At 45.7% G+C, this 18,218-nt stretch carries 17 protein-coding genes; 2 read left to right on the top strand and 15 right to left on the bottom strand.

The genetic code is table 11. The annotated features are described in order from the left end of the window. The first annotated feature begins 6 nt into the window (after positions 1–6). Both C7475_RS16640 and C7475_RS16635 read left to right on the top strand, forming a co-directional pair. Positions 7–396, top strand: coding sequence for a KGG domain-containing protein (locus C7475_RS16640; protein ID WP_110054506.1), 390 nt, complete (start codon positions 7–9; stop codon positions 394–396). 117 nt (positions 397–513) lie between these two features. Next, entirely contained in the window at positions 514–1,182 is a 669-nt protein-coding gene (locus C7475_RS16635) for a phosphatase PAP2 family protein (RefSeq protein ID WP_110054505.1), read from the top strand. 119 nt (positions 1,183–1,301) lie between these two features. Here the strand turns inward: C7475_RS16635 and C7475_RS16630 are convergent, their stop codons facing one another. From C7475_RS16630 to C7475_RS16560, 15 genes are all read right to left on the bottom strand, one after another. Next, entirely contained in the window at positions 1,302–1,907 is a 606-nt protein-coding gene (locus C7475_RS16630) for a toxin-antitoxin system YwqK family antitoxin (RefSeq protein ID WP_158286521.1), read from the bottom strand. A gap of 95 nt (positions 1,908–2,002) precedes the next feature. After that, positions 2,003–2,896 carry a DUF4382 domain-containing protein gene (locus tag C7475_RS16625; protein ID WP_110054503.1) on the bottom strand — a complete coding sequence of 298 codons (894 nt, stop codon included), beginning with the start codon at positions 2,894–2,896 and terminating at the stop codon, positions 2,003–2,005. A 161-nt stretch (positions 2,897–3,057) separates the two neighbouring features. Continuing rightward, positions 3,058–4,992 carry a 1,4-alpha-glucan branching protein GlgB gene (gene glgB / locus C7475_RS16620; protein WP_110054502.1) on the bottom strand — a complete coding sequence of 645 codons (1,935 nt, stop codon included), beginning with the start codon at positions 4,990–4,992 and terminating at the stop codon, positions 3,058–3,060. Positions 4,993–5,205: 213 nt separating this feature from the next. Continuing rightward, entirely contained in the window at positions 5,206–6,939 is a 1,734-nt protein-coding gene (locus C7475_RS16615; RefSeq protein WP_110054501.1) for a DEAD/DEAH box helicase, read from the bottom strand. A gap of 119 nt (positions 6,940–7,058) precedes the next feature. Then, positions 7,059–8,366 carry a 30S ribosomal protein S12 methylthiotransferase RimO gene (rimO, locus tag C7475_RS16610; RefSeq protein ID WP_110054500.1) on the bottom strand — a complete coding sequence of 436 codons (1,308 nt, stop codon included), beginning with the start codon at positions 8,364–8,366 and terminating at the stop codon, positions 7,059–7,061. A 333-nt stretch (positions 8,367–8,699) separates the two neighbouring features. Then, complete coding sequence (ftsY, locus tag C7475_RS16605) at positions 8,700–9,662, bottom strand: signal recognition particle-docking protein FtsY (protein ID WP_110054499.1); 963 nt, start codon at positions 9,660–9,662, stop codon at positions 8,700–8,702. Between the two features lie 172 nt (positions 9,663–9,834). Then, complete coding sequence (locus tag C7475_RS16600) at positions 9,835–10,008, bottom strand: DUF4295 domain-containing protein (protein WP_110054498.1); 174 nt, start codon at positions 10,006–10,008, stop codon at positions 9,835–9,837. A gap of 112 nt (positions 10,009–10,120) precedes the next feature. Further along, a complete protein-coding gene (rpmG, locus tag C7475_RS16595; RefSeq protein ID WP_012790733.1) occupies positions 10,121–10,303 on the bottom strand; it encodes a 50S ribosomal protein L33 in 183 nt (60 codons plus the stop codon). Between the two features lie 31 nt (positions 10,304–10,334). Then, on the bottom strand, positions 10,335–10,571 hold the full coding sequence (gene rpmB / locus C7475_RS16590) for a 50S ribosomal protein L28 (RefSeq protein ID WP_089836001.1): 237 nt from the start codon (positions 10,569–10,571) through the stop codon (positions 10,335–10,337). Between the two features lie 244 nt (positions 10,572–10,815). Further along, complete coding sequence (locus C7475_RS16585; RefSeq protein ID WP_110054497.1) at positions 10,816–11,403, bottom strand: carboxymuconolactone decarboxylase family protein; 588 nt, start codon at positions 11,401–11,403, stop codon at positions 10,816–10,818. Between the two features lie 87 nt (positions 11,404–11,490). Continuing rightward, positions 11,491–12,051 (bottom strand): peroxiredoxin, encoded by a 561-nt coding sequence (locus C7475_RS16580; RefSeq protein WP_110054496.1) that lies wholly within the window; start codon positions 12,049–12,051, stop codon positions 11,491–11,493. Between the two features lie 874 nt (positions 12,052–12,925). Then, positions 12,926–13,657: a bacillithiol biosynthesis deacetylase BshB1 gene (gene bshB1, locus C7475_RS16575; RefSeq protein WP_110054495.1), complete on the bottom strand. Its 732-nt coding sequence runs from the start codon at positions 13,655–13,657 to the stop codon at positions 12,926–12,928. A 42-nt stretch (positions 13,658–13,699) separates the two neighbouring features. After that, positions 13,700–14,224, bottom strand: coding sequence for a hypothetical protein (locus tag C7475_RS16570; protein ID WP_146217571.1), 525 nt, complete (start codon positions 14,222–14,224; stop codon positions 13,700–13,702). A 64-nt stretch (positions 14,225–14,288) separates the two neighbouring features. Then, positions 14,289–16,697, bottom strand: a complete 2,409-nt coding sequence (locus C7475_RS16565; protein WP_110054493.1) for an ABC transporter permease — start codon at positions 16,695–16,697, stop codon at positions 14,289–14,291. A 156-nt stretch (positions 16,698–16,853) separates the two neighbouring features. Continuing rightward, on the bottom strand, positions 16,854–17,474 hold the full coding sequence (locus tag C7475_RS16560; RefSeq protein WP_110054492.1) for a DUF4294 domain-containing protein: 621 nt from the start codon (positions 17,472–17,474) through the stop codon (positions 16,854–16,856). Between the last annotated feature and the right edge of the window lie 744 nt (positions 17,475–18,218).

The raw sequence follows: 18,218 nt of genomic DNA, 5'->3' as shown, positions 1-18,218 counted from the left end.
ATTCTTATGGCTGCAGAACAAAGCAATCACTTCACACAAGAACAGGAAAAACTGGAAAGGGATAGTCAGGAGCAAGGATCAAGAGAATCAGGCGCACATGCAGAGAACAAACAATCAACATCATCCGAAGAAAAGAGTACTACAAACCGCAAAGATAAACGTGGTTTCGCATCCATGGATGCAGCGATGCAACGCGCTATAGCCAGTAAGGGAGGTCGCGCAGCTCATGCTCAGGGTGTTGCTCACGAATTTAACTCTGCTGAAGCCCGGGAGGCCGGACGTAAAGGTGGAGTAGCTGTCAGCAGAAACAGGCAGCACATGGCCGAAATAGGTAAAAAAGGTGGTGAAGCTGCTCACAACAAAAGGAAGAAGGATAATTCCAATTCGTCGGTGTAAAAGCTACCCACATTCTGTTTCCTTAAAAAGGAATGCCTGGCATACATTAGTTTGATGTATACCATGCGTTCCTTTTTTTATATTTGTTGGATACTTTAATCGTTAAAACAAGCATCCTTGCAAAGATTAACTGCTAACACCCGGCAACTATATCCTTTTCTGATCCCTTATATTATTTTACTCATCTCAATACTGGTAGCCAGGATATGCTATACCAAAGAAGACGTCTACTTTTTCATTAACGGACTTCATTTCCCTGCCGGAGATGTTTTCTTTCCTTTTATGACTGAATTCGGCAGTTCAATCTCCGCAGTTGTAGCCTGTTTGCTCCTGCTATTCGTAAGTTATCGCAGCAGCATTTTGATGGCCTCCAGCTTAATATTAACTACACTCATTAACGTGCCGCTAAAGAACCTGTTTAATGCGCCACGTCCCAGCCTCTATTTTGCCGGTCACACACGTCCGATCTACTATGTCCCGGATGTAGAAGTATTGTCAAACAATTTAAGCTTCCCATCCGGCCATACCGTATGTGCCTTCACGCTGGCTGTCGTGCTAACCTACATTACGCCCAGGAAGGCCTTCGGTTATCTATACCTGCTCCTTGCCATCCTCGTAGCTTATTCCCGCATGTATATGAGCCAACACTTCCTGGAAGATGTTACTGCAGGCTCTATCGTAGCTACAGTAGTGACCCTCTTATGGCTATTCTGGTTCGATAGCAGGCCATTTTTAACCGATCCGCGCTGGAATGGATCTGTGAGCAGGAAAAAGAACGCGGCTTAAAATAAAAGCTCCCTGGCCATAGACCAGGGAGCCTGAAGATTTTTCTTTAATGAGACCTTGCAACAGTTGATCCGCTAACGGCGGGTAGGTTTTTCTCTATAAAGCTTCCGTTGGAAATATTAAGATTTTCCTTTCTTCTTCTGATGTGGCAGTGATGATGGAGGTGGCGGCGGTGTTGCCGGTTTAGGTGCTGCCGGTTTTGCCTGTGCCTTCCCGAATTCCTCTTCTGTGATGGGCTCTCCTCTTCTGTAATATTCTTTCATCATCTTACCCTCTTCGTCATACACCTTCCACATGCCGTTTCTTTGAGAGCTGCCATCCCTTTTTACTTCCTCAAAACGTTCTTCTCCTGTGATAGGATCTATTATCCTGAAATTGTCTGTTTCGCCGCTAATACCACTCGCTACAAAAGAACCTTCTGCACTTACCAGTCCGTTGGGATAAAAGTAACGGCTATAACCGTGCAACTGGCCATGTTTATAGGTCTCTTCTGCAATGATAGCCCCGGACAATGCGAATTTCTTCCACACGCCCTCCTTCAGGTTATCGACATAAGTACCCTCCCAGGTATAACCCGGTTCTCCGCGAACTTCAGGCATCTCTTCCTGCCATTCACCTTGTTTGCGCTGCTGCCCATCTACTTTGTTCTCTCTTATCTGGGGCATTTGGGCGAAAGCGGCCAGTATCATGAACTGTAGGAATAAAAATACACTCACTTTTCTCATAGGAATAATTTCCTCAAAAGTAGGCATAAAAAAAAACCGGCACAACAAAGTTGCGCCGGTACTTAATAGTCGTCTTTTTGCTTAAACCTTTAGTCTTATTTATTCAACTTAATTCCTTCTACTTTCGTATTCTCACCTCTGCTCACAGTAATACCTGTGATGGTCGTATCCTTATAACCATTGGAAGCATTTACAAACAAATTGTATGTACCTGCTTTTAGTCCTCTCAGCTTATATTGCCCATCTTTCCAGGGTAATGCATAGGATGTATCCTGATCGTTGTACACGGTAATAACAGGGTAGGCATTCCATGGCGTAACCTTGCCGGAAATGCTGCCGGTCTGTTTCAACGTGAACACGTGGATCACAGGGCGCAGAATGAACTGTCCCTGGCGGGTCTGGATAATAGAACGGTCTACGTCAAAATCAAGCCACAGGCGGAAATTGTCGTCAGAGAATTCCTCCCATTCGCTGTGACGTACCTGGATCACGATACGTACCTGGCCGGAAGGAGATTTCAGCGGATAGTTCGTGCTGTCTTTCACCAGGTAGTTGTTGTCGCCCAGGGTGATCCTGATCTTCTTTACCTTACCTTCAGGCACAATGCCGTCTCCCAGTAAGGTATCGGTACCGTTACGAAGGGACAATACATCATACACGCCGGCACGGATGCCCAAAGAATCCCACACCTGGCAGGTATCCTTGTCATCACGGCGGTCTTCCCACCACCAGCAGCGGTGATAATCATCCCCCCAGTTGCCGTCATCGTCAGTAGTGGTACAGGTATCAACCAGTACTTCCACTTTACGGATGTCCAGGAATACATTGTCAAAGTACCCAGGATTGTCGGCGAAATAAATACTTAATCTTTGTTGCCCTGCACCAGGTGACATGGACGTGGAATTGTCCTTCTGGCAGGCATGGAAGGCAAAAGCCAGCAGTATAAGCGCGGCTAGCCCCCATCCGGTAGTTCGGAGATAGGTCTTCATGTAAAGATGGTTTATGGTTAATAATACGCCCGCTTCAGATGGATATTACTTCTCTGAGTAAAGGCTGTATTTAGATGGTAAAAATAAACAAAAGTTTAACACAGATGGAAAAACTCTTATATGTCTACTCAATCTACTCTATTAACCATTTACATCCCTTGTTACTGTCTTTTTAGAATACTTGCACCCAGTGGAGGTATGCGCAGATGTAATGCATGGCTTTTTCCGTGGAAAGATCCTTCCTGCGCTATCAGGATGCCGGTATTGACTACACCGCTACCAAAGAAACGGCTATCGTCGCTATTAAGGATCTCCTGCCATTTGCCGCCACCTTCTATTCCGAGGGCATAATCTTCCCTTGCAACCGGCGTCATATTTAGTACTACCAGGACATCTTCTTCCGGTTTATAACCTTTACGGAGGTAAGCCAGTACGCTATTTTCGTAATCGGATACGTTCACCCATTCGAAGCCATAATAGTCAAACTGTTTGATATAAAGCGCAGGCTCGGACCGGTACAGATGATTCAGTTCTTTAACGAACTGCTGCAATCCCTGGTGAGAGATATGTTCCAGCAAGTGCCAGTCCAGCTCCGATTTAAAGTTCCACTCAGTCGTCTGACCGATCTCATTGCCCATGAACAGCAACTTCGTTCCCGGATGTGTGAACATGTAACTATACATCAGGCGGAGGTTAGCTAACTTCTGCCAATCATCGCCCGGCATCTTATAAAGCATCGGTGATTTCCCGTGTACTACTTCATCATGGCTCAACGGCAGCATGAAATTCTCCGTAAAGGCATAGGCAATGCTGAACGTCAGCTGGTCCTGGTGCCACTTACGATGATATGGGTCCCGTTTGAAATAGGCCAGCGTATCATTCATCCAGCCCATCATCCATTTCATTCCAAAACCCAGTCCTCCCATATAGACCGGCTTAGATACGCCATAGAAGGAAGTTGATTCTTCTGCAATAGTCTGTACGTCGGGGAACAAGCGGTAGATCGTTTCATTCATATGCTTCAGGAAAGAGATCGCCTCCAGGTTCTCTTCTCCCCCATGCTCATTAGGCTCCCAGGCGCCTGTTTCGCGGGAATAGTTCAGGTGGATCATAGAGGCCACAGCATCTACACGCAGCCCATCCACATGGAATTTATCCAGCCAGAAAACCGCATTACTTAACAGGAAGGAACGCACTTCATTCCTTGCATAGTTGAAAATATAACTGTTCCAATCAGGATGATAGCCTTTGCGCATATCCGCATATTCGTAGGTATGTGAGCCATCAAACCTGTACAGGCCATGTGAATCGTACGGAAAATGGGATGGTACCCAGTCCAGTATCACCCCAATACCTGCATGGTGAAATGCATCTACAAAAGCCATAAAATCCTGCGGGGAGCCATATCTTGACGTAGGTGCATAATAACCCGTTCCCTGATAGCCCCAGGAGCCATCGAAAGGATGTTCCATTACCGGCATCAGCTCTACGTGTGTAAAGCCCATTTCCTTCACGTAAGGCACCAGCTTTTCGGCTATCTCCGCATAAGTATAAAATACTTCATGGTTATGTTTATCAGGACGGCGCCAGGAACCCAGGTGCACTTCGTAAACCGTGAACGGGCTTTCCAGGCTGTTGTGGGCCTTACGGCTCTCCATCCAGCGTTTGTCTTTCCATTTATAGTCCAGCTGCCAGGTTACTGAAGCCGTTTTCGGACGTAACTCCCAATAGTTAGCATAAGGGTCTCCTTTGCGAAGCTCCTCACCTGAGTTGGAACGGATAAAATATTTATAGAGGGTACCTTTTTTAACGTGTGGCACAAAGCCTTCCCATATACCGGACTTGTCCCATCTGGGGTACAAAGTGTGACTATAGTGGTCCCAGTCGTTGAAATCGCCGATCACAGATATGAAGGCAGCATTCGGGGCCCATACTGCAAAATAGGTTCCTTTCACACCTTCATACTCTACCGCATGTGCACCGAATTTCTCGTACAGGTGCGGGTGTTTTCCTTCCTGGAAAAGCTCTATATCCCGGGCGGAGAACAAGGAAAACGGTACTACGGCCTGTAGTTTCGGCTTTTTTTCTGTCGTCATAATAAGGGTGCGCTAAGGGTAACAATATAATCTAATTTTCGACATTTGTCCCGCATGCTCTACTGAAACAAGCAAGTTTCAGACCATTTAAAGATGCGGTAACATTAAAAGAAAAGTCCACAGACGATAGTCAAGCATTCGAATGACTACCATCTGTGGACTTAGTATTTGAGCTGGCCGGCTTGCAAACTATCGTCTGCCACCGTTCAGCAATTAATATCTCTTTTTAAAGCCGGGACGACCGGTACCGCTACCGCTGCCTTCCCATCTTCTGCCGCTGCTGCCGCCTTCACGTGGAGGACGGCCACTGCCACCACCGGAACGGCGTTTATCGCCATCCTGTGACATTTCGATACGTACGCTACGGCCATTGTATTCCGCTTTCTTGAATACTTCCTGGAATTTCGCTACCACATCGTTTTCCACTTCGAAGAATGAATAAACACCCTTCAGGTCGATGCGGCCGATCTTGTTACCACGCACGCCGCTGGTATCGCACAGGTAGCGTAACATGTCACCACGGGTAAAGTCATCTACAGAACCCAGGTTGATGAACAGGCGGGTAAATTTACCGTTGTTGCTTCTGCGATCACCGGTACCATCCAGAGATCTTCTTTCTTCCTTCACGTTCAGGTCAGGTGCATCCTGGTAGTATTCCAGGAACTGGTTGAACTCGAGGGAAGCAAAACGTTTGATGATCTCTTCCTTGCTCATGGATGCAAACTCTTCGAATATGCGCTCCAGGTATGGTTCGATCTGTTCTTCGTTTACTACTACGTTGTGTACTTTATGTACCAGTCCGAACAGCTGTTTTTCACATACTGCGAAACCATCCGGAACATCTACTTTAGTAAATTTCTTTCCGATCACTCTTTCGATCTGGCGGATCTTTCCGATATCGCGGCCGCTGATGATAGCGATGGATACACCGGATTTACCGGCACGTGCGGTACGACCACTACGGTGTGTGTAGTTCTCTACATCATCAGGCAGTTCATAGTTGATAACGTGTGTTACGTTGTCAACGTCGATACCACGGGCGGCAACATCCGTAGCCACCAGCACCTGCAATGATTTCTCACGGAAACGTTTCATTACCTTATCACGCTGTTGCTGTGTCAGATCACCGTGGAGAGCATCTGCGTTATAACCGTCACGGATAAGTGATTCTGCAATTTCCTGTGATTCTATCTTGGTACGGGTAAAGATGATACCGAATATTTCAGGGTTGAAATCCACGATACGTTTCAGCGCTGCGTATTTTTCACGCGGGCGTACAACATAATATTCGTGCTCGATATTAGCGTTACCGCTGTTCTTGTTACCTACAGTCAGTTCGAAAGGATCTGTCATGTATTTCTGCGCAATACGGCGAACCTCTTGCGGCATGGTAGCAGAGAACAACCAGGTAGTTTTCTCGTCAGGAGTATTGGATAATATATTATTGATGTCTTCCTGGAAACCCATGTTCAGCATTTCATCTGCCTCGTCCAGTACTGCATAACGTACATTAGTAAAGTTTACCGCCTTTCTTTCGATGATATCGAGCAAACGGCCGGGGGTAGCAACAACGATGTGCACACCTCTTTTCAGATCGCGCAGCTGCTGCACGATGCTGGAACCACCATACACGGCTACGATGCTTACATCACCCAGGTGCTTGCTGAAATTCTTCAGGTCATTGGTGATCTGTAAACATAACTCACGTGTAGGACACAGGATCAGTCCCTGTGGGTGACGTTGTTTAATATCTATCTGCTGTAACAGCGGCAGGCCGAATGCTGCCGTCTTACCTGTGCCCGTCTGGGCCAAACCTACGAAGTCTCTGTCGCCCCCTAATAACACCGGAATAGCTTTTTCCTGTATCGGCGTAGGTGCGATGAATCCGAGATCCTGGATTCCCTTCAAAATTGGCTCTTGTAAGCCTAAAGTTTCAAATGTAGTCATTGATTTGCTTTGATCAGGCTCCGTCGGGAGCCGTGGTATACTATATCAGTCCTACTGAACTGATTGCTTTTTTAAATTATTATATGGTCCGGTCAACACAATGGACATCACTGGTCTGTTTACACCAGTTCTCCTTCAAGGTCATAATCGTATGCCTTGGTGATCCTGACATTAACAAAGTCTCCGGGTTTCAGGCGTTTGCTGGTGTTAATGATCACTTCATTATCCACTTCAACAGAGTCGAACTCTGTACGTGCCAGGTAACGGCCTGATTCTTTTTTGTCTACGATTACACGGAATACCTTGCCAACTTTTTCCTGATTTTTCTCGAGGGAAATTTCCTGCTGTACTTCCATAATATCCTGTGCCCTGCGTTCTTTCTCTTCAGCGGGGATATTATCTTCCAGGTCGTATGCGCTGGTGCCTTCCTCGTGGCTATACGTAAATACGCCAACCCTGTCAAAGCGCATTTTTTCAAGGAAAGTTTTGAGTTCTTCTACGTCTTCCAGCGTCTCGCCCGGGTAACCGGTGATCAGTGTGGTACGCAGACAGATACCGGGTACCTTTTCACGGATAGCAGTAACGAGTTCCTCCATTTCCGCACGTGTGATCTGGCGTTTCATGGATTTCAGCATATTGTCTGCCGCATGTTGCAACGGCATATCAATATAGTTACAGATATTCGGGAATTCATTCATTACATCCAGCACTTCCATCGGGAACTTGTGTGGGTAGGCATAATGTAAGCGGATCCATTCCAGTCCTTTTACATTAGCCAGCGCCCTTAACAGGTCGGCGAGGCGGCGCTGTTTGTACAGGTCAAGACCATAATAGGTCAGTTCCTGTGCGATCAGCATGATTTCTTTTACGCCGGAGTTAACCAGCTTTTCCGCTTCTGCTACCAGCTGCTCGATAGGTCTTGATACGTGCCCTCCTCTCATCAGCGGGATAGCGCAGAATGAGCAGGTACGGTTACACCCTTCGGCTATTTTCAGGTAAGCATAATGCGTGGGAGTGGCCAGTAGACGTTCACCGATCAACTCCGCTTTATAGTCGGCATCGAATTTCTTAAGAATAAGCGGCAGTTCCATTGTACCAAACCAGGCGTCAACGCCGGGGATCTCCGATTCCAGATCTCCACGGTAGCGTTCACTCAGGCAACCGGTAACATACACCTTTTCCAGGCGGCCACGGTTCTTTAATTCAACCTGTTCTAATATGGTATTAATGGACTCTTCCTTGGCTTTGTCGATAAAACCGCAGGTATTTACAACAACGATGTTATGGTCTTTTTTGCTGTTTTCATGCACCACATCGATTTCGTTAGCCAGTAGTTGACCGCTGAGAACCTCAGAATCAACCATATTCTTGGAACAGCCAAGCGTAATAATATTAACCTTATCTTTCTTTAAAGTTTTTGTCTTCAAGCGCGAATATTTTTATCTGGCAAACTGGTCTTACCCGTTTGCTTACCGCCACGAAGACATCCAGACACGAACCGAAGAGAACAGCGAGACTTACTGTTATGTGACTATGAGCCTAAGTGGGGGTTATTTTAACTAAAGAATTGCAAAGGTAACATTAAATTGCGAATTGTCAATTCCCTAATTGCGAATTCTGTGTTAACAACCTTTCCGCTCTCATCTTTGCGACCTTATGCTTATAATGGTACCACCATTCCGGCGCCGGTATTAACAAAAAAAGAGACCTTTCGGTCTCTCTTGTTATTTGACAGGTAGCTATCGCTACTTGTTTCAATATCAGCTATTTATGCTGAATAAAGAGTCTACAAATTCTTCTTTACTAAATACCTGCAGATCTTCCATCTTTTCACCGATGCCAATATATTTTACCGGTATTTTGAACTGATTGGCGATGGCTAATACGACGCCACCTTTCGCGGTACCATCCAGCTTAGTAATAGCCAATGCTGTTACTTCGGTTGCTGCGGTGAAGTGCCGTGCCTGTTCCAGCGCATTCTGACCGGTAGAACCGTCCAATACCAGCAGCACTTCATGAGGTGCATCTGGTATCACTTTTTTCATGACGCGTTTGATCTTGCTCAGCTCATCCATGAGATGGGCTTTATTATGAAGACGGCCAGCTGTATCGATGATGATGACATCCGCATTTTTAGCTGCTCCGCTCTGCACGGTATCAAAGGCAACGGCGCCGGGGTCTGAACCCATTTGCTGTTTCACGATAGGCACGCCTACCCTGTCACTCCAGATGGTGAGCTGGTCTACGGCAGCAGCTCTGAAGGTATCTGCCGCACCTAACAGCACATTCTTACCTGCTTTTTTATAGTTATAGGCCAGTTTACCGATCGTGGTTGTTTTACCTACGCCGTTCACACCGACCACCATAATTACGTACGGCTTTTTGCCTTCCGGGGTCTCAAAATCGCGGAAACCGCTGTCCGGAGCATCTACCAGTAATCCTGCGATCTCTTCCTGCAGGATCTTGTTCAATTCGCCCGTGCCGAGGTACTTATCTTTCGCTACGCGCTTTTCTATTCTGTCTATGATCTGTACGGTAGTGTCCACTCCAACGTCGGCAGATACCAGCGCTTCTTCCAGGTTGTCCAGTACTTCTGTGTCAACACTGGCCTTTCCGGCGATAGCCCTGCCTATTTTAGAGAGGAAACTCTCTTTGGTCTTCTGTAATCCCTGATCCAGGCTTTCCTTCTTCTCCCTTGAAAATAGCTTGTTGAAAAAACTCATGGTTATTCTTTTGCGGCCGACAGTCCAACGTCAACAGGACATCTTAATTGACGGTAGTCGATTGTTAAGGCGTTAAGTTACAGAAAATACTTGACGGGTTACCATATTTGAGAGAACACAAAAAGCTGTCCTGATAACGGACAGCTTTTATAGTATAATTGGTAAAGCCGAATTACTTCTGGTTCATGTGCTCCTGGATCTTATCCTTGTGCACAATTGCTTCTTTGAAAGTGTATGCGCCGGTTTTCGGAGAACGTACCGCTCTGATCACTTTAGTCCACATTTTAGATTCCGCGGCTGCCTTGGCATCTTTTACTTTCGCGTTCTTGGAGGCTGCTTTTGCCATAATATTTCTAGTTAAAAGTTAAAGTGAATAGTTAAAAGTCATCCTGTTAATTGCTAATCGCGAAGGAATGCACTAACATGCTAACGATTAACACTCAACGATTAACGATCAATTACTTAATTTCTTTGTGTACAGTAACCTTCCTCAGGATAGGGTTGTACTTTTTCAGCTCCAGACGTTCTGGAGTGTTCTTCTTATTCTTGGTGCTGATGTAGCGAGAAGTACCTGGTTGGCCAGAAGTTTTATGTTCTGTACATTCCAGTATCACTTGCACCCTGTTGCCTTTTTTTGCCATTTTGTATACAAATTAAGTTGAATGCTTACAATTAGATGTTCTGTCCAGCTGCACGCAAGTCCTTTACTACTGCATACAAACCATTCTTGTTGATGGTCCTTAAACCATCAGCAGATACTTTCAAAGAAATCCAGCGATCCTCTTCCGCCAGGAAGAAACGCTTTTTCTGCAGGTTAGGCAGAAATCTTCTCTTTGTCTTAATATTAGAGAAGGAAACATGGTGACCCGTGATCGGCTTCTTTCCTGTCACCTGACATACTCTTGCCATGATAGAAAAATTTTGGATTGCAAAAGTCGCTCTTTTTTATTGATTTTGCAAATAATTACAATCCGATTTTATTAACAATAATGGAATGTGTAAATGTAAATTACAGATCACACTCCTTAACTGATTGAATATCATTAAATAACTTGCTTTACAAAAGGCCAGATATTAAGATATCCACATTTAAAAAAAACATAAAATCAGCGATCTATTTTACAACAGGGCGTCATTTATGGCATTTCTAAGCTTACAAAAGTACAACTAAACTTCTCAATACTGCTCCTAACCTAACTCCTTCCAGCACACGTTGTTGCGAAGTTCCGTGTTTCAACAGCGCTTCTTCATGGGAAGTAACGCACATTTCGCAACCATTCAGGGCAGATACCACCAGGCTTACCAGCTCGAAGAATTCCTTCCCTAAAACCGGGTTCGCCATAATGCTCATACGGATACCTGCAGGTGTAGCAGTGTAGAACTCCTTATTTACAAAGTGACGGAAACGGTAGTAAACGTTGTTGGCGTTCATCAGGGAAGTACAGCTGTAGATCTCAGCGATCTCCTTATCGGTTGCTCCTTCCTGAGTAGCCAGCTTTTCAAAGGCGGCCTGCAGCTCAGCATGTTTCTCATTAGCAGCTACCGACAGTCCCAACAAGTATGCTTCCTTTTTGGTCAATGTTGGTGCTGATAATGAATTGGTTACGTTTATTTTAAGATCTTTCAGATAACGGGCATCTGTATTAGCCAGGGTACGCAGGCGATCAGAGAGATGAGCTTCTGTCAGTCCTACTGCCTGCAACAACTGCACTGCCGTATCTGTATTTGAAGTTGCGAACATAATATTATTTTTCTAAATATCTAGTAGAAATAAAAAGTCCATAGCCGGACCCTGCAAGGGACATTGACTATGGACCTTATAAATTAATTAGCCTTTGTTAGACAGGGTAGCTTCGCCTTTTTCCCAGTTGCAAGGGCACAGTTCATCTGTTTGCAGAGCATCCAGTACGCGCAGTACTTCTTTCACACTACGGCCTACGTTCAGGTCGTACAGGGAAACCCAACGTACGATACCCTCCGGATCAACGATGAATGTAGCGCGGTAAGCGATCTTTTCGTTAGCTTCCAGGATACCCAGGTCTTCTGCCAGAGATTTGGAAGTATCTGCCAGCATCGGGAACTGCAGACCACGCAGATCGTCGTGATCTCTTCTCCATGCAGCATGCACAAACTCAGAATCAGTTGATGCACCGATCAGGATAGCGTCGCGGTCAACGAAATCCTGGTAGTGTTTGTTGAATTCAGCGATCTCAGTAGGACAAACGAACGTAAAGTCCTTTGGCCACCAGAACATCACCATCCATTTTCCGGAACCTTTCAGTTCTTCGGAAGACAGTTCATAAAATTCTTTACCCTTTTCGATTGAAACTACAGCGGTCTTCTTGAACTCGGGGAACTTTGATCCCAGAGATAATGTCACATTCTTCATTGAGCTTATATGATTTATTTACGTTAATCCTGTTTACGTGATATCCTTCACATGATATCCCCCTGTTTACATATTAAACCCGCCTCCGGCGGATACATTCACCTGAACATTATTAGGTCCTGTTGGTTATTTCGGGTGCAAATTTGCGCCTCTATTCATTATTTATCAAATAGATTTTCAAATGCATGACATTGAAAATCTCTATATATGCCTAAAAACTGCTGCCACTCTGCGATCGCCGTCTTTCCCACATAAAAAAGTTGCGCATTAATACAATCTTAACATAAATCTCAGCCAAACGGAACAATTTGGCACGTTATTTAGTTATTATATAGTACCCAAATTTTAACAATAAATAATAAAACGACAGGCTATGAAACTGAAAAACGTACTCTTGGTAATCTTTACGATCGGCATTGCACTCATCCCGTTAATTAAAAACAGTCTGGGCAAAAATGATGAATTTGACGCTACACAAGACCTGTTCATCTAATGGTTAACGCGCACGATGGTGCCATGTCCTGTAATTACGGCCTTCTCCCCGGAGAAGATGGCGCCTTATTGCTCATACCAATGCCCTCTATCTCAATTACAAGGTTGTAAATATATAAGCCCAGCCAAAGGCCGGGCTTTACCTGTTTGTGTTAATCCTGATACTTCTTTCCACTACATATCGTAACCTTCACCGGGAATTGACGAAATAACGTCCATCACCTTCCCACAAGTTCAAAGTACGCTTTATACATGACGTATACATGCTTCATATACGACGCATACATGACTTTACGTTGGACTTGCACGGAGCCAGGTCAACCATTGTATTTCCTAAAAGTCACAAATCGTTGCTAGTGATGTTGTTAAATGTCCACAGACATCATGTAACATTATTAATAATGTCCTTAAAGCTACTGATTCCCAGTAACTTAGCTGTTCTAAACCCTTCCGCATGCGCCACTCCTACTATCTTCCCCAGTGTCACATCACGGTTGATCACACTATCGAAAAATGCTGAAGACGAGATATATGTCTGTGGTTCTTTATCTGATGCCTGCCCCAGGAATTGGGTCTTATAACACTTAATCGCTTCCTTCTTACGCTCAATCACCGCACTTGTATCTACCACAAAATCGGGCTTCTCATAGGTATCCTGCATAAAATGGAACACCTGTTTCGGGCGCCATGCCGCCTGTGGTTGTCCGTTGTCAAATGTTTCAACCCTTCTCAGGCCGGCCAGAAAACAACTATCTGCGATCAGGCGGGCAGCCCTGCCATGATCAGGATGCCTGTCCTCGAAAGCATTCGCCAGTACAATTTCAGGTTGGTACTTACGAATTGCTGCAATTAGTTTCATTTGCTCTTCCGTGTCGTTACGAAAAAAGCCATCATTCAGGCCGAGGTTATCCCTTACTGCCAATCCCATCACTTCTGCCGCAGCGGCTGCTTCCGCTGCCCTGATCTCAGGAGTGCCACGGGTACCAAGTTCCCCCCTGGTCAGGTCCAGTACGCCTACCTTCATACCCTGTGCCGCGTGTACCATCAGGGTACCTGCACAGGCCAGCTCCACATCATCAGGATGTGCTGCTATAGCCAGTATATCTAATTTCATCGGAAATGTCCTTTCTTTTTGGTGGAGTGCAAAGATAGGGTTTTACTTTGTGGTCTTACTTTTGATCGCTACCCATACCAATTTGTCGTTGGGCTCATACTGATCCTTTATTTGCCTGACCTTGTCCTCCGGCAAAACGGATATGCTGTCTATGCTCTTTTTTTCAAGGGCCGCAAGCATCTGTGGGATGCTGTTAGTAATAAGTGCTCCGTCCAGTACATATTGGAAGGCGGTATCTGTTTTATAATGCTGTAATGCCCTGGCATAATCCGGAGAGATCTCGCTGAACATACGGGTGTAACGCCTATGCGCAAAATCGACAGTTTCTATGAAAATCACCCCGTTCTCTCCCCGGGGACCATACTTTTCTTTCAGTTTAGAACCTTTTACGATATCTATCAGGGCTATTTTGGTAGGATCGAGTCCTTCCATTCCGGATTTACTCTCGACACTGTCTACGAACATCAACGCATTCTGCGGAACACCCGGTATTGAACTCAGGTCTTGCGACATTGCGGCAGTCCCCCATACAAGGAGGCACACAGTTATAACAAATCTTAAACGCATATGTGAATTTACAGCAGATTTGCCAGAATGCAGCTGCTGTTAGTATGGATGGCTGAATAGCCGGTCACTCGGCTCTCAAGCTCTTCACGGGGTTCATCATGGCCACCTTCACCGAGTGATAGCAGATTGTTCCCAATGCCAGCACGATATTACAAGCACCTGCCAGCAGGAATATCCACCAGGGAATATTTATACGGTAAGCAAATGCCTGCAACCAGTTGTTCATCGCTAACCAGGCAAGCGCCGTGGATAAAACCAGCGCCAACCCTATCAATTTGAGAAATTCATTCGAAAATAAGAGGATTATGTTAGCTGCCGACGCTCCTATCACCTTCCTCACTCCTATTTCTTTTGTACGCTGTACCGTCAGCAAAGAGATCAGTCCGAGTAATCCCACACAACTGATCACAATTGCAAGAACAGCTGCACTACCCGTAAGTTTGCCCAACAGGTCCTCTTTCTTATAGAATGCTGTTATCTCATCGTCCAGGAAATCATATTCAAAAACATTATCAGGATACAACGATTCCCAGAGCTGTTTGACAGCCCCGATACTTTTCCCCAGGTCGGCTCCCCCTATTTTAATCCCCACAAAAGCGTAATCCTGGCTAAGTGTCGCCATTACTACCGGTTCAATATGACTATGCAAAGAATGCAGGTGGAAATCTTTCACGACGCCTACGATAGTACCCGGATGATCATTCAACGCGCCAGCCACCAGCTGGTGACCAATGACCTGTGCCGGATCAGTGAATCCCAGTTTTTTAACCAGGTCTTCGCTCACCACAAATTCCCGGACGGTATCACTTTCTGCCAGGTTCCTGCCCGCTACCAGTTGCAAGCCGAACGTTTTAAGATAATGCGCATCGCCCAGTGTACTCAGGGCCGGATAAGCCTCCCATTCGCGGTTATCAAACTTTACTGAGCCGGACCTGAAGTTTTCTGAAGCCGGTGGCCGGAAACAAAAACTCGCTTCCTTTACTCCCGGAATGTTCAGCAATTGTTCCCTCACATAGTTCATATCTTTCTTGCCCGCGACCGGAACCGGTACCATTACAATACCGTCCTTATTAAATCCCAGGTCGGCCGTTTTTAAGAAATTCAGCTGCAAAGTGATGATCAATGTGCAGATGATCAGCGACTGTGCAGCCACATTCTGAAATACGATCAGGCTTTTACGTAGCCAGGGGTGTTTGGGACTACCCGAAACATTCTTCAATAGCCCAACAGGTTTCAGGCGGCTTAACACCAGGGCCGGATATACGCCGGCGCATAGTGTAATAAATATGATCAGCAGTAATAAAGCAATTATGAGCGACTTATCGGCGAATGGATAGAACGCAAGGTCCGTTCCCAGCCAGGGATTTAATACCGGCAATGCCAGCACCACCCATAGTATGGAAAGCACAGTAGCCGATACCGTAATGAAACCCGTTTCTGTCATAAACTGCCAGAAGATCCCCATCACTGTACTACCCAATACCTTGCGTGTCCCGATCTCTTTGGCTCGTCTGGCATTCTGCGCCGTAGCCAGGTTGATAAAATTCACACAGGCAATAACCAGGATCACCATGCCTACAATGGCCAGCGTCAGGAGAAGCGATCTTGGGACCGTACCTCCGTACCGGCCATCAAAATGTATATCCGTTAACGGTTGCAGATGAAAATCATAATACTTCGCCATCTCTCCCATATGCCGCTGCTTCACCAAAGCAATCGCGCGATTGACCATACCGGCATCGACGTTATCCGGCAACAGCAGGAACAGGGAATTAGAGGAATTGATCCAGCCCCATTCTGTTTCTATTTCCGGCTGCATATCGGGGTAAAATGCTTTCATGGTAGACCGGGAAATAAAGAGGTCTTTTTTCATATCCGTACCTGCCGGATAATCTTTCAATACCCCGGTTATTTTCACATCGACCTTATCGTCCAGTCTGACGGTCATGCCAACAGGGTCCGCATTCCCGAAATATTTCTTTGCCAGTTTACTGGTTAGCACGGCCGTATTAGGTTCTTCCAGTGCTGTAGCCGGGTCTCCGGTTTTCCATTCGTGATCGAACAGGTTAAACCAGTGCCGGTCTGCAAATGCCACATTCCTGTGTTCCGCAAACAATTGAGGCGTACCACCAGCTTGCGGCACACTGACTGTAAAGGCGAGGTCTCTATAGTTACTGAACAGAAATGCCTGGTCTTTCACCTGCGGCAGCTCTCGCTGTATAGCGGCTGCCAGTGCCAGCGGGGCGCCTTTCTCATAATGCACGGAGCCGTCATCCAGGTGCAGATCGGTTACTACCCGGTAGATATGTTCTTTTTTCTGATGATAGCCGTCAAAGCCAAGATGGTAAGTGATGAACTGAAAGAGGATAAGACTGCAGGCAATACCCAGGGATAGTCCAAATACATTCAGGATAGTATAAAATGAATGCCGGCGCAAATTCCGCACAGCGATCCTGCAATAGTTTCTGAGCATAACTACATTTTTGGCATTGCTACGGGCTCAAAAAATATACCTTATAACTATATTATTCATAATCAACCTTTCATATATATCTTCAGCGACAGAAATGTCCGCTTTCGTTACAGTGGTTGTTCGATTTTTAAAAAAGGGGAAATATTTCAGTGGAGGTTAATTATATACCCTGGAGCTTCTGTACAATTCGATTTCCTGCACAATAGCTTCGATATCTTTATCTTCCTGGGCATCGTATTCGCTCTTCAGGTTGCCGCCGAAGAAGAAGGCCACCGTTTGCCACATCCTGGCGGAAAATCCACCTTTCAGTTCCTTGATGATCTCATAACAGTTCTCTCCCGTTTCCCGGTTGATGAGCTTCATGAGCACCTTGCCCTGGTAAACAGACAGGTTTTCAAGCTTGTTTCCGAACTCCGCCTTCATCTTGTTTTCCACTTCAGCCAGGTATTTCTTCTTGGCTTTTTTGTCCTGGAGTGTAGCCAGGTGGCTGTTCACATCTTTCAGGATGCGGGCGGCTGATTTGGCGTACGGATACGTTACATATACTGCGTTGCGCAGACGTGTCCAGGCTTCTCTTTGTTTACGGAATTTTTTGGGCAACTTGTCGACTACTTCTACGATGCGAAGTGTGATAGAGGGGATGGTATCGGAGCCGACTACGATCGCGCTTACTGCTATACTGTCGGGGCCGCGACGGGTCTGGGCGCAGGTTTTATTGCGCCCTTCCAGGCACAACAAGCTGGCTGACAGGATGATAAAAGCGATGAGACGACGCATAAACTCCTAAACTATTCTTAAAATTATATTAAAGATATGCTAAAAACTCGATTGACTCATGTTACGCGTAAATTACCGCGGTCATATTACGGTAATTAGTTAGGCTTCTGACTTTGGGCGGATGGGGCGTACAGTGATTCTTGCTTTCCGGTTTTCTTCAAGGTTTAGCGAATTGGGCTTACAGTGATTCCAGCGCTGACCTTCTAGCTCGCACTTCGGATGGAATCACTGGCTGTACTTCTTTGAAGTTCCTAAGTATTGAGCGTTGGTAGGCGGTTTGGCTTTGGAATATCTATTTTAACCCCTGGTGCGACGCATCGGCATACTTCAAAGAACTAAGGCCAGTGATTTCCACCCGAATGCTCACCACGGCCGGTCTCCAAAATAATTGCAGGACAACCGATTCTCATTCCTCCATGCTGATGGTGATCTGCTGCGATCTTATCTGCTGTTCTATCTGTTGTCCTATGCTATTCTGTCTACAATCTCATCTCCGATCTTATCTGCGATCCTATCTGCTGATACATGCCATCCTATCATACTGTTTGACGGCACCGTTATAATGCTATCAGACCATCGTACATTACCAAGTTATACTTAGGAAGTACTTAGGAAGTAGTTACAAGCTATAGGAAAGCCATTCTGTTGGGATAAGAGGAACTGTGGCTATGGAGTTTGCTTTTATATTGATCTGAGTTGTATATATTAAGTAGCGGGGCCACAGAGATAGTTGGCTCAAGAATA

Origin of the sequence: Chitinophaga sp. S165, assembly GCF_003182155.1 — a bacterium.
Classification (GTDB): Bacteria; Bacteroidota; Bacteroidia; order Chitinophagales; family Chitinophagaceae; genus Chitinophaga.
Note: the sequence above shows the minus strand (reverse complement) of the source record. Positions and strands in the feature narration are given on the sequence as shown.